The following is a 12,565-nucleotide window of genomic DNA, read 5'->3' as shown; positions in this document are numbered from 1 at the left end:
CGGCGGAACCGGCAGGGGAGCCTGCCCACCACCAGTGAAGATCACCCAAGGTGCCGCAAGCACTGCCAGGGCGTGTGTCGGAAGTGCTCTAGGTTGGCTGACGTGAGTGCGCGGGGGCGGGGTTATCAATATGTCGGACCGGTCGAGCTGAAGGCTGCGGTCCGGCCTGACAGCGGCGGGTGCCCAATCAGCTCGGCCGCTGAGTTCGTCGGCTGGATCGCTGAGCGGTCGGCGTCGGAGTTGGCCGAGCCGTTCACCTTCGTGGTCGGCACGGACGGCGTGCTCCGGCTGGCGCCGCGGCGAAGCGAGCACGTGGCCTGTGCCGGCGGAGCCGTGGTTCTGAGTGCCGGTGAAGTCAGCTTCGTGCGCGAGGCGGACCGGTGGACCGTGAGCGAGGTCAGCAACCAGTCCACCGGGTACTGCCCGGACGTCACCTCCTGGTCGGAAGTCGCTCGTGCTCTGGACGATGTAGGGCTCGGGCGACCCTCCGGCTTCACCCATGAGGTGGTGTTCCGGCGGTGCCCTGACTGCCAGGAGCGCAACATCGTGCGCGAGGACGACTTCGTCTGCGTCTTCTGCGGCAGCGATCTGCCTGCGGCGTGGAACGTGGATCCCGCCGCGTGACAGCCGAGGGTCACAGCCACTCGTTGATGTCCGCTACGAGGACGGTCGCCTCGTAGCGGACGGCGAGCTTGTCGTATCGCGTGGCGACGGCGCGTTCCTCTTGAGGCGGTTGATCCCGCACTCGACCGCGTGACCCTCGCGGTAGTCGACCGGGCCGGGTGTGGCGCTTGATACGCGGGGGCCGGCATCGCCCCTGGCCCGGCGTCCGCCGGTTCGGGCTCGACGTGCAGGCCCAGGCACCGACGGGCCGTGACTGTCGCAGTCCTCAGTGCGGCCAGCTCTTCCCCCACCACCCGGGGCGATCTGGCCGAGTGCAACGGCCAGGGCGTCGCTCGCGATCAATGCGCCGTCAGCGGAAATTCCGCGGCACACGACATCAGTAGCTGTCGTAGCTGGGCCTGCCGTTCGGCCGGTAGACGCCGACGACGGTGCCGCCCTTCGTCGTCGAGACGCTGACCGGCTCCAGCGCCGTAGGGATCGCGCCGTCGGCGAACAGCCGCTTGCCGGTGCCGAGGATCACCGGGTGGATGGTCAGTCGGTACTCGTCGACGAGGTCGTGCTGCATGAGGGTCTGGGCGAGGTCGCCGCTGCCGACAACGTTGATGTTGCCGCCGTCGGACGCCTTCAGCGTACGAACGGCATCGACGGTGTCGCCCTCCAGCAGTGTGGAGTTCTGCCACTGGACCGACGTCAGGGTCCGAGACGCCACGTATTTGTGCATGCTGTTCATCCGCTCGGTGAACGGGTTGCCTGGATCGGCGGTCGGCCAGTACGACGCGAAGATCTCGTACGTCTTGCGACCGAGCAGCATCGCGTCAGAGCCCTCATACCAACCGAAAACGGCCGCGCCGACCTCGTCGTCGTCCACCGGTTTCTGCCAGCCGCCGTGCTCGAAGCCGCTTTCCGCGTCCTCGTCCGGACCGCCCGGCGCCTGCATGACGCCGTCGAGCGTCAGAAACGTGCAAACGATGATCTTGCGCATGGTGCGCTCCCTTCGTTGACGGGTAGACCCCACAACCGCCGGAAACTCATCGGCGCCACTTCCGTGCCACAGCCCTACGGTGTCTCACCGCGATGGCGGATCCGACATCCATCCGACATCGACCCGCGCTGCCGACCATCCATCCGGCGGACCGTGGTCAGCGGTTGCCGGTCCAGACGATCCGGTCCGCGAAGCCGCCGCGCTCACTCGCCTCGACCTCGCGGATCTTCTCCAGCTGTCTCGCGTCGACCCCCAGGTCCGCGGCGAGCGCGTGCACGACCTCCAGCACGTCCGCGAGTTCCTCCGGCGCCTTGGTGTCGTCGGCCTCCAGGAACTCGGTGACCTCCTCACCGAACTTGTCCCGCCGGCGGTTGCGATACTCCTCCGGGCCCGCGATGTAGGTGACGCTCGGCCCCGTCCTCGCGGATGATCTGCGGAATCCGGTCCCGCACCAACTTGCCGTACTCGCCCTTGCGGTTCATTGGTTGTTCTCCCGCACCCATCACCGCGAGGCGGGCCCCGATGGCCGCCCTTTCATGCCGAGGCAGCCTAGGCAAATCGCCTCACCGCTCGCCATGTGAACCGCCGTTCCCACCCGTGCGGGTCCAGGATGGCTCAGAATCAGCGTCGGCCGCGCGGAAGCGGGCGGTGACCCCGTCCGGCAGAAGCGGTCCGCTGTGGGGGTGGGTTCAGGGCGGTGACGCCCAGCGCGGCGTCCCGCGTGGCCAGGGCCTCGTCGCGTTCGGCGATCTTGGCCATGAGCGTGGTCGGATACTTGTGCGTCAGCAGCCACCGCTTGACCTGGGCTTCTTCGGCGAGGTCGAGGATGGTGAGCTTGCCCGAGGAGTGGAGCGGGGTGCCAGCCAGCAGCCGGTCGGCGGCCGCCCTCAGCTTGAGGCACAACTCCTGTGGCGGATCCTGCTCGGCCGTCACCACGTATCCCCTCCTGGACGCCCGCGCTCATGCTCGTCGATGAGCCGGTCCAGATCGGCCAGGCGGCGGCGTTCACGTTCCCACCGCTGCGGCCCGCAACAGGACGTCCCGGTGTTGCAACACGACCGGATCGTCGTACCCGGGGAGAAGATCCACCCGTTCCCCGTGAAAGCAGACCTTCCATCTCACATCACGGATCCTGCATAGCCCGACGTCACAGCAGAACCAGTACAGGTCGCCATTCGCCCAAACAGGTGACTCCCGCTGTGCCCGGCGCCAGCAACACGGATCTGCATCAACACACAACTCGCTAGAGAAGCAACGACTGGCCGGTGATGAACGATGCGGACGGGCTGGCGAGGAAGGCGATGCCCGCTGCTACGTCTTCGGGCTGGCCGCGGCGCGGAACGCACTGGCGGGCTATCTGGTCTTCGGGCCGGGCGCGGTGGTGGGCGGGAAGGTCGTTCCCGGCGGCGACCTGGATGGCGCCGGGGACGATGATATTCACGCAGATGCCGTGGGGTCCGAGTTCCCTGGCCGGGGAGCGAGTGAGGGCGATGAGTCCGGCCTTGGCGGTGCTGTGTGCGGTGAGCCCGGGCCGGCCGACGCGGGCGTTGACGCTGCTGATGTTGATGATGCGGCCCCAGCGGCCCTGGACCACCTCAGGGGTGACCGCGTGGCTGGTGCGGTAGTGGATGGTCAGGTTGAGGGCGAGGGCGCGGGCCCAGACGTCCTCGTCGGTCTCCATCCGATTCACTCGGCCGCGCAGGGCCGCCCAGGTGCAGCGTCACCGGCCGTCGCTGGTGCCGAGTGCCTGGAAGTCGATCATTCCGTAGGCCTGGTGCACGTACACGTTGGTCAGGCGCGGGTTGCGGTAGTTCAGCGTCTTCTCTGCGGCGACGGGCAGATAGTAGGCGCCGTCGGTGACCTTGTGGTTGATCCGGCGGTAGAGCTCGGTCGCCTCGGCGGCGTCGGTCGCGGCCTCAGCCTGGTCGAAGAGGGCGTTGATAGCGAGGTCGTTGATCTGGGCGTGGTTCGAGTTTCCCGCGGGGAGGATGAGCCGTCCGTCGGCAAGGGGCTGGAGGAAACTTGAACCCTGGGGGAAGTCGGCCCCCCAGCCGACCATCATCAGCCCGTAGCCCTTGCTCCGGACCGTGCTGGGCGAGCCTGCGGCGTCGAGGAACTCCATGGTGTCCAGCCGCTCGATTTCGACGGCGATGCCCACGGTACGTAGGGCCTGCCGCAGGGCTTCGGCGGACTGGATCTCCTTGGCCCTGGTGCTGCGCACGAGGAGCTTGGTGGAGAATCCCTTGGGCTTGCCGCAGGCCCGCAGCTCCTCCTTTGCCTTCTCGGGCTGGGGTTTGCCGCTGGTCAGGGCGAACGGGTCGTACGCGTCGGCGCCCGGAAATACCGGGGGAAGCATGTTGCCGTGTCGCGAACCGGACGTCGGACCGCCCCGCGCGTTCTGGAAGGCATTGGTGTCGGCCGCGTACAGCACGGCCTTGCGGCAGTGGGCGTTGTCCAGCGGCGCGATCGTGGACACGAGCGAGACGTAGCGGAGAAAGCCGTTGGCCGGGGCGTCCGCGTCGTCCCTCAGTTTCGGGTCCCCCAGCACCCGGCTCGCGGCGCTCGGCGAGAGACCGGCCTGCTGGACGTCGAGGTCCGCGGTTCCTTCAATCACCTGCGCAGCCACCCTGTCGGCATCGGTCGCGACGGTCAGCTCCACCCTGTCCGGCAGTGCCTTGCGCAGCGGGTCGGAGGACCGGTTCCAGTGGTCGTTGCGGACGAGGAGGAGCGACTTCCCCGGGGTGTACGACTCGAACCTGTACGGGCCCGAGGAGACGGGCTTCGTGCCGTACTCGGCTCCGGTGTCGCGTGACTGCGGCACGGGGGAGGTGGCGCCCATGGCCAGCACGTAGGGGAACCGCGAGTCCGGCTTGGCCAGCCGGAAGACGAGCGTCAGGTCGTCCGGTGTCGTGATCGCCTTCAGACCGGTCTTCCCCGACGTCCCGTCCTTGTAAGGGCCCCTGTAGTTCTGGCCTTGGTCCAGCGCCTCGATCAGGTAGGTGGGGCCTCCGGTCAGCACATCCTGCGCAAAGACGCGCTCGATACCGTACTTGACGTCCTTGGAGGTGATCGCTGTGCCGTCCTCGAACTTCAGACCGGGCTTCAGCCTGACGGTGTACGTCCTGCCGTCGGCCGACACCTGCGGCTTGGCCGAGGCCAGGTCGGGGACGACGGTGAGGCCCTGCTTGCCCGGCTTGACGTCGTACGTGAACAGGGCGCGGGTGTAGAGGCGCTGGAAGTTCCAGACCCATCCGTAGTACGAGCGGGCCGGGTCCCAGGAGTCGGCGTCCGCACCGCTGGCCAGGCGGAGCGTGCCGCCCTTCTTGTCGGATGCGTTGACCACGTTGCCGATGGCGGCGTCGAAGCCCTTGCGTGCTTCGGCGGAGGGCCCGGTGGGGGCGCCAGCGGATGCGCTCGAACCGCCCTTGGCCCCACCGGAGTTGTCCTTGCCCTGGCTAATGATCAGGGCTGTGACGCCTCCACCCGTGACCAGGACCGCCGCGACAGCCATCGCCACGAGCCGCCGGATCCGGGCCCGGCCCGGCAGACGTGCCGGGGACGTGGGTGAGGTAGGTGACGTGGGGTGCGTAGGTGAAGTGGGGTACGTGGGTGGCGTGGAGGGTGAGGCCGGGAACTTGGTGGAGACGAGCATCGGCTCGGCAGGCGGCCGAGCGGGCAGCGCGGTGCCCGGGAGGTCGTCGGCCGTTGTCGGCGGGGTGGGCGGTAACGGCGGCAATGCCACTGTCTGGTCGGCGGTGGATGCGGGCACCGGCGTGGGCGTGGGTTCGAGGGTGGGCCCTGGCATGGGCGTGGGCACGGGACCAACGGCAGGCCCGGGCGTCTGCTCGGGTGTCGGCTCGGACGCCGACGGTGTGTCCCCGGCAGGGGCGGGGGCAGGTGGGGTCGGCCGCGGTTCCGCGTTCTCCGTGGGGAGGGGCGCGGGGCCGGAGCCGGTCGGGTCGGTGAGTGCCAGGGCCACTGCTTCGGGCAGCCAGTCGGTCTCCTTCGGCAGCCGACCTCCGTACGTCTGCCCGCCCTCCTCTCCGAGCAGCTGCGCGAGCCTGGTCAGCAACTCCAGTACCGTCGGCCGCCGTTCAGGGTCCTTCTCGAGACAGCGGTCGACGAACTCCGTACCAGCGGGCAGTCCATGTAGGTCGGGCTGCTCGTAGACGGCCCTGAAGTTCACCGAGTGCGGGGAGCCGGTCCCGAAGGGGGCGGCCCCGGTGCCGGCGAAGGCCAGCACCGCGCCCAGGGAGAACACGTCGCTGGCCGGTCCGACCGTTCTTCCCGTCACCTGCTCGGGCGACATGAACCCCGGCGTGCCGATCACCATGCCCGTCTGGGTCAGGAGGCTCGCCTCCGAGGCGACCGAGATGCCGAAGTCGATCACTCGTGGACCGTCGGCGGCGAGCAGGACGTTCGACGGCTTCAGGTCCCGGTGGATCAGCCGCGTCCCGTGAATGGCTTCCAGGGCCTCGGCGAGGCCGGCCCCCAGGACGAGCAGCGAGTGCCGGGGCCATGCCCCGTGGGCGCGGATCGCCGCGTCGAGCGGCAGGCCCGGGACGTAGGCGGTGGCGAGCCAGGGGGGTACGCCCCCGGGGTCGGCGTCGACGACTGCCGCGGTGAAGAAGCCGGTCACGCGCCGGGCCGCTTCCACCTCACGGGCGAAGCGGCGCCTGAAGTCCGGGTCCTCCGCCAGCTCGGCGCGCACAACCTTCACGGCGACCATCCGGCCGCTGGTGGATCGGCCCAGGTACACGCGGCCCATGCCGCCCGCGCCCAGGCGCGCGATGATCCGATAGCGCCCGATCTGTCGTGGGTCTGCCGCACCCAACTCTTCCAACGTCGCTCCCCCAGCCGGTGATCCCCGGCCCCCGGGGGTCGTCCGGCGACAATTACATCAGATCCGTCCACCAGGTTCTGGGCCGCGGTGGTGACCGAGCCGTTGTCGGTGATGGCAGGGACTCCGGCCCCCGGCCACGTGAGGTCGTTGCCGAGCAGCCACGTACCGCTGGATCCTGCCATCACGCCGATCGCCGTTCCCGAGGAGGTCGTGCCCGGTCAGCCGGGCAGAGCGAGGCCGAGCAGGAAGGCGGGCAGCCAGCTGGCGAAAACGATCGCGGCCCAGATAGTGGAGTGGGTCAGGCCTGAAACGAGAGCTGTCATGGCCCAGGCGAAGCCGACGGTGACGATGATGCCCAGCAGCAATTTCCACATGCTCTGGTGAGGGTCGGCGTCGAAGGCTGCGCTGAAGGCGATCCCGGTCCAGGTGGAGAACCCGAGGTTGAGGGCGAAGACCAGGAGCGCCGCCAGATGCAGCAGGAGAAGCAAGGCAGTGTCCGCAGCGACGGAGCGGTACGGAACGGGGTGCGGTGGGACGGGGCGTGGCGCAGTAGGTCTGGAACGAAGGGCACGGAGATCGGTGTGGTCCGGCCCATCACCACCCCAGCCGCGCCCGCCGCGAAGCCGGGGCAGTCGCCCAGCTGGCGATCGTCTTCCTCGCTCTCCTCGTGCCCCTGCTCCTGGGCCGGTTGGCCGTCATGAACGGCGCCGGCAAGGAAGACACCGCAGCGCTCCTCGCCCCCACCGAGACCCCCTCCGGTGACAAGAGCCACACCGACGACGTCGAGTCCCGGCGGAACACCACCGACGGTCGGCGACCCGGCCACGGCCGACGGCAAGGGCGAGGAGCTCGAGGCCGACGGCCCGGCCGTGCGCGGGGCCACCGCGTCACCCGTACCCGGCACCTCCCCCACCGACAAGGCCACGCGGACTACTGCCCCGGCATCACCGACCTGGACAGCCCCCGCGCCCACCACGGCCCCGACCACTTCCTGCCCCGCCCCGCTCAAGGCTGAGGGCCGTGCCACGTGCGCCCACTACAGGTCCAACCGCTGCCGACTGGGCAGGCGCCTTCGGCGACGCCACCGTCGCAGGCGCGATGCTCGACCGGCTCCTCCACCGAGCCGCCGTAGTCAAAATCGACGGACCGTCCTACCGGCTTCGCTCGCACCAGTCCCACTCCGACAACCTTCGCAAAGGGGTGACCGGACGTGCTGGTTGAACGCCGCCCCTTGCCCCATCTGCTGGACCCAGTTCCAGGTCAACCCCCAGGCAACCCGCCACACCAACACCGGACCGCAGGTAGGTGCCAAGCTTGTTCGTCAGACGCCCTGCGGCCTCGGCGGATTTGAGGTGCGGACCACGTCGTCGAGGCTGGTGAGGTAGACCGAGCAACCGGCCCGAGCAGGGCGGCGTCCACGCCGCGCGGCTGCCCGGATCGGCCTGGGAGCGGACCGGCTGATCATGGCCTGGCCGCTCGCACCGCTTCTCACGGCCGGGGCATCCCCGCACGGGCGTCCTCCGCCCCGGCCCTGAGCGCCGATGACCCGACCCCTGGGGGGCGGGTCATCGGCGTGGGTGCCGATCGTGGTTGCGCCTACCGGGTCAGTGGCCCTTCGAGCTCAGCCAGCTGACGATCGGCGACACCGCCTCGTGGATCACCTGCGAGGCCTCGTGGAGGGCGTGGGCGCCCCGGGGGGCGAAGTGCGCGGCGGTCTTGATGCCGCCGGACATTCCGAGCGTCAGTATGCTCAGCGCGGCGATCGAGGCCTGTTTCTTGAACTCCTTGCTCGACCACCCGTAGCCGATGCCGTAGAAGACCGCGCTGGTCACGTCGAGGATCCCGGCGGCGATGCCGATGCCGAGGCCGGCTCCCATGAAGAACGGGGTGGCGGGGGCGAGGGGGGTGAAGGAGAGGCCGATGCCGACGGCTCCCACTCCGACGCCCACGAACCCGACCATCATGCCGGCCTCGTGGAACGCGTTGGCATACGCCTTGGCGCTTCCGGGGCGGATCTCCTCGGGGCCGTTGTCGTAGTCGGCCACGTTGCACGGGTTGATGCCCGCCGACTTGTTCGCCTGAGCCTGCTCCGCGGCCTTCCTGGCCGCCGCCGTGCGTTCGGCCCACGCCTTCTCCACCGCGATGGTGTGCGCCTCGCTCGACGCGGCGGCGGCGGTGTCGCGGTCCCGTCCGGCCTGGAGTTCGGCGGCGCGTGCCGCGTTCTTCGACGCCAGCGCGGAGTTGGCGGAGGCGATCGCTTCGCGGGCGGACTCCATGGCCCGGTCGGCGGAGTAGTTCGCCGAGCGCGCGGCGACCCGGGCGGTGGACGCCGCCTGTGCCGCCTGGTCCGCCGAGGCCTTGGCGCTGGCGGCCGACTGCTCGGCCTGGTTCGCGAAGGTGTTCGCCCGCTCGGCGGAGGTGGCGGCGGCGGTGGCCGACAGCTTCGCCTTCTCCGCCCAGTCGAGTGCCTCGCCGACGGCCGTACGGGCGTATGCCGCCGCCTCCTGGGCTCGGTGGGCGTCCTCCTGCGCCTTGTCCGCGATCTTCGCGGCCGCGGCGATGGCCCCCTGCATGGCGGCGATGTGCGTGTCGGAGTCGTAGTCGAGCTGGGCGGTCCTGTACTGCACCGACGCGATGAAGTTGCGGCGCATCCACGCCGGGCCCTCCAGGGCGGCTTGCGCGTGGGCCTTGGTGTAGCGGCCCGCGGTCTGCAGGAGGGTCGCGGTCGCGACGGCGTCGTCCTCCCGCTGCGCCGCCTCGAAGGTGACGGTGAGGAACTCGTAGAGTGCCTCGGGTGTCCCGGCGTCGAGCGCGGCGTTCGCCGACTCCTTCACCTTGCGGCCGGGGTTGTCGGCCAGCAGCCGGGTGACCGCGACGCGGTTGTCCATGGCGGCGGCCCGGGCCGCTCCGCCGCTGAGGAACTTCGCGGGGGCGTCGGGGTCCGTGCTCTGCAGCGCGTCGGTCGCGGCGAGGGCGACGGCCGGCTGCGTGATCCTGGCGAGGAAGAGGGTGGACTCGCGGTCGTCCTGGCGCTGGGCGATGGCCCGGTCGACGTCGATCCAGGCGTGGATCTCGGCGTCCGTGCCGGCCAGCGCGAAGCGCGCGGCCTCCTGGGACCAGGCGCCCTTGGACTCCAGCAGGGCGAGGGCGGCCTTGCGTCCCAGGTCGGTGGCCCGGCCCCGGTCACCGGCCCGGAGCGCCGCCTCGGCCTCGGCGATGAGTTCCTTCGTGGCCTGGGCCGTCTGCTCGGACTGGGTCCGCTTGCTCTCGGCCTCCGCCCGGTCCTTCGCCTCGATCTGGCCGAGCAGTCGCACCTCCTCGATCGCCCGCTGCGTGTCTTCGTCCAGACGCTGCCACTCGGCCTCGCGGGCAGCCTTCTCCACGTCGACCGCCTTGAGGACCGCATCCGTGGCGGCGTCTGCGGCCTTGGTGGCCTCGTTCGCGAACGCGGTCGACTTGTTCGCGTAGTCCACGGCTTGGCCCGCGTACGCGACGGCCCACTCGGCGGCGTCCGCGGCCTTGTCGGCGTGGGCCGCGGCGCTGTTGGCAGCGTCGCGGGCGGCACGGGCGGCCGCCGCGGAGGCGTTCGCCAGGGCCCTCGCCGTCCCGGCGGCGTTGGTGGCGATCTGGGCGTTCGCTCCGGCGATCTGCGCCTGGCGCCTGGCCTCCGCGGCCTCGGCCTGTGCCGCGCCGGCGGCGCCGGCGGCCTCGGCCGAGGCGTTCGCGGCGGCGGTCGCGTTCCGGGCGGCGTTCGCGGCTGCCTCGCCGGCGCTCGCGGACTGGGCCGAGGCGATGGAGGCCTGGTCCGCGGCGAGCGCGGCGGTACGGGCCTGCCGGGCGGCATTCCGGGCGGCGACGGCCGCGTCCTTGGCCAGGCCCGCCTTCGTGGCGTCCTTGGAGGTGGCGATGGCCGCGTTGTACGCCCGCGCTGCGGCCGAGCCCGCGTTCGCGGCGGCCTGGCCCGCGGCCGCCGCCGCGTAGGCGGCACGGCGGGACGCCGCGACGGCGGCGTGCGAGGCGTTGATGGCGACCCGCGACGCATCGGCGGCACCCCGCGCGGCGTCGGCCGCCTTGCGGGCCGCGCTGCCGGCCCTGGCCACGTCGTTCTGGGCCTGCTGGGCCTCGTACGCCGCCGCCTCCGCCGCCTCCTTGGCCTTGGCGGCCGCCTCCACGGCACGGGCGGAGGCTTCTTCGGCCGCCTTCGTCTTCGTCTCGGCGTTCTTGCCCTCGCGCTGGACGACGGCGACGAGTTCCTCGATCTTCACGCGCTCCTGATCGCGGGCGCGGGCGATGTGCTGCCCGGTCTCCAGGAACCACTCGACGTCCTCCCCCGTGCCGGACAGGGCACGGTCGGCGTACTTCTGCACCTCCGGGCCCGCCTGCACGAGCAGCTTGGAGGCGGCCACGCGCATGTCCTGCAGCCGGGCGGTGAACTGACCGTCGGTGAGGAACGCCTCCAGGGCGGGCTGGGTACCGTCGTTCAGGGCGGTGTTGCCCGCCTGGGTGAGCGCCTTGCCGCCCGCGGCCATCACCGTGGCGGTGGCCACCCGCAGATCCTCCAGGACGGCGGCCTTGAACCCGCCGCCCAGGAAGGCGGCGATGGCGGAGTCGCCCTCGTTCATCGCGGCGGTCACCGCACGGCGGGTTCCCTTGCCCGCCACCGCGAGGCTGCTCATCAGCGCGGCGCGGTTGTCCACCGCCGTCTCGCCGGCGAGCCTGGTGCTCAGGAAGTACTGCACGTCGGCGTCGGAGCCGGTGAGCGCCGCCGCCGCGGCGGCCTTCACGGCTTTGCCGCCCAGGATCCACTCCTTGACGACCTTCGCCCGGTCGGTGTCCGGCAGCTGGAACGGGTCACCGCCGTCGCCGTCCGCTGGAGGCGTGTCGGCCCAGGCGGCCAGGGGGTTGAGCACGAGGCTGGAAGTGGTGACCACGGCCGCACCGGCCGCGAGGGCGCCGAGAACGCGCCGCCTATTCCAATAGATGGTATCCAAAACGGTCCTTCGCTATCGGCGCCTGGCGTGCCGCAAAACACTGCGGCCCGGGCCAGGACAGCAAGGTGTGAGTCGCGTTCATATTCATCGGACCGCCGACGGAGATGACGGAGCCCGAGAGGCGCGCAGCTCGACCATACGGGCTGCGGTTCGCTTTGACCAGACTGAAGTTGATGCGCAATCAACTCTAGTTGATTCGAGGTGGCTTGACGGGGCCTGCGAGGGTTGAAGTCGTTAGGCAGACCGGGACAGATGCCCCTAGAAATCAGCATTTGACCTGGCCCGCACTCGGCCATGTGAGACCCGTCACCCTGCCGGCCGAGGGGGCCGCTCCCTCCCCCTGCCGTCCTGAAATCACCAACCCATGACATCTGAAGTGCCCTCAAGTCATTTTCCATGGGCTTGATTTATACACAGGTTGTGTTGTTAGGTCTCGGTGGAAGTCGGGGGCTTCCCTAAGTCGACGCGAGAACATGCCCATTCGGCATGTCCGCCTTGTCGGCCTCGGTATGAGCCTTCACCTCCGAATGACGCACTCTTTCCGGGACGCACCGGAACTGACGACTGGGACAGGGATGAAGGCACGTAAGACACTCGTCCGCGCGGTGGCCGCGGCCACGGCCGCCGGCGCCCTCGCATGGCTGGCGATCACCGGCGGCGCGAGCGCCGGCCCCACCGGGACCGACACGGACAGCGGCACGATGACGTCCATCGCCGACGAGGGCCCCGGCTACGCCGTGGAGGACTTCGGCTACCCCGACGCCGACAAGATCCTCACCGAGCGGCACATCACCCTCAAGCGGGGCGACGGGCACATCGTGCTCGCCGACTGCGGCAGTGCCACCGACCTGTTCGAGGTCTGGTCGCGCGACAAGGACAAGATCTGCTTCAAGGTCAGCGGCACCCGGGGCTACCTGGCCCTGGAGATCCCGACCGTGTTCGCCGTCAAGGGCAACACCTACTCCGCGCAGGTCGACATGACCACCGGTACCGAGGAGAAGACCTTCGACGTCAACAAGAACTCGTGGACCCCCGTCGGCGAGAGCGCCGACGAGCAGGGCCGCGACTTCATGCTGATGGAGATCCGCACCGCCAAGTAGACGCCCGCGCCCCGGCACCACCACC

Annotated in this window: 11 protein-coding genes; 4 read left to right on the top strand and 7 right to left on the bottom strand. The window is 70.3% G+C overall.

The window, feature by feature from the left end:
* Positions 1 to 102: 102 nt before the first annotated feature.
* The gene (locus ACN9MM_RS39295; RefSeq protein ID WP_426368615.1) at positions 103 to 624 is read left to right on the top strand and encodes a hypothetical protein; all 522 of its coding nucleotides are present in this window, start codon (positions 103 to 105) and stop codon (positions 622 to 624) included.
* 376 nt (positions 625 to 1,000) lie between these two features.
* Here ACN9MM_RS39295 and ACN9MM_RS39290 read toward each other — a convergent pair whose 3' ends face one another.
* The 6 genes from ACN9MM_RS39290 to ACN9MM_RS39265 form a co-directional block, all read right to left on the bottom strand.
* Positions 1,001 to 1,606, bottom strand: coding sequence for a dihydrofolate reductase family protein (locus ACN9MM_RS39290; protein ID WP_426368614.1), 606 nt, complete (start codon positions 1,604 to 1,606; stop codon positions 1,001 to 1,003).
* A gap of 157 nt (positions 1,607 to 1,763) precedes the next feature.
* The gene (locus ACN9MM_RS39285; protein WP_426368950.1) at positions 1,764 to 1,937 is read right to left on the bottom strand and encodes a hypothetical protein; all 174 of its coding nucleotides are present in this window, start codon (positions 1,935 to 1,937) and stop codon (positions 1,764 to 1,766) included.
* 290 nt (positions 1,938 to 2,227) lie between these two features.
* Complete coding sequence (locus tag ACN9MM_RS39280) at positions 2,228 to 2,542, bottom strand: hypothetical protein (RefSeq protein WP_426368613.1); 315 nt, start codon at positions 2,540 to 2,542, stop codon at positions 2,228 to 2,230.
* 307 nt (positions 2,543 to 2,849) lie between these two features.
* Positions 2,850 to 3,296, bottom strand: a complete 447-nt coding sequence (locus ACN9MM_RS39275) for an SDR family oxidoreductase (RefSeq protein ID WP_426368612.1) — start codon at positions 3,294 to 3,296, stop codon at positions 2,850 to 2,852.
* Between the two features lie 30 nt (positions 3,297 to 3,326).
* Positions 3,327 to 6,440, bottom strand: a complete 3,114-nt coding sequence (locus ACN9MM_RS39270) for an ABC transporter substrate-binding protein (RefSeq protein ID WP_426368611.1) — start codon at positions 6,438 to 6,440, stop codon at positions 3,327 to 3,329.
* Positions 6,441 to 6,667: 227 nt separating this feature from the next.
* Entirely contained in the window at positions 6,668 to 6,937 is a 270-nt protein-coding gene (locus tag ACN9MM_RS39265; protein ID WP_426368610.1) for a hypothetical protein, read from the bottom strand.
* A gap of 179 nt (positions 6,938 to 7,116) precedes the next feature.
* On the opposite strand from ACN9MM_RS39265, the gene ACN9MM_RS39260 reads away from it, so the two are divergent.
* Both ACN9MM_RS39260 and ACN9MM_RS39255 read left to right on the top strand, forming a co-directional pair.
* On the top strand, positions 7,117 to 7,464 hold the full coding sequence (locus ACN9MM_RS39260) for a hypothetical protein (protein ID WP_426368609.1): 348 nt from the start codon (positions 7,117 to 7,119) through the stop codon (positions 7,462 to 7,464).
* 5 nt (positions 7,465 to 7,469) lie between these two features.
* Complete coding sequence (locus ACN9MM_RS39255; protein ID WP_426368608.1) at positions 7,470 to 7,670, top strand: ATP-binding protein; 201 nt, start codon at positions 7,470 to 7,472, stop codon at positions 7,668 to 7,670.
* Positions 7,671 to 8,053: 383 nt separating this feature from the next.
* Here ACN9MM_RS39255 and ACN9MM_RS39250 read toward each other — a convergent pair whose 3' ends face one another.
* Positions 8,054 to 11,380 (bottom strand): hypothetical protein, encoded by a 3,327-nt coding sequence (locus ACN9MM_RS39250; RefSeq protein WP_426368607.1) that lies wholly within the window; start codon positions 11,378 to 11,380, stop codon positions 8,054 to 8,056.
* 635 nt (positions 11,381 to 12,015) lie between these two features.
* Here ACN9MM_RS39250 and ACN9MM_RS39245 point away from each other — a divergent pair.
* Entirely contained in the window at positions 12,016 to 12,540 is a 525-nt protein-coding gene (locus tag ACN9MM_RS39245) for a hypothetical protein (RefSeq protein WP_426368606.1), read from the top strand.
* Positions 12,541 to 12,565: the final 25 nt, after the last annotated feature.

This window comes from Streptomyces sp. E-08, from assembly GCF_049913095.1.
In the GTDB taxonomy this organism is placed as follows: domain Bacteria; phylum Actinomycetota; class Actinomycetes; order Streptomycetales; family Streptomycetaceae; genus Streptomyces.
Note: the sequence above shows the minus strand (reverse complement) of the source record. Positions and strands in the feature narration are given on the sequence as shown.

Bases quoted from the DNA above. Each gene is read 5' to 3' on its own strand.
- ACN9MM_RS39245 (WP_426368606.1), top strand. From the start codon at position 12,016: ATGAAGGCACGTAAGACACTCGTCCGCGCGGTGGCCGCGGCCACGGCC.
- ACN9MM_RS39290 (WP_426368614.1), bottom strand. From the start codon at position 1,606: ATGCGCAAGATCATCGTTTGCACGTTTCTGACGCTCGACGGCGTCATG.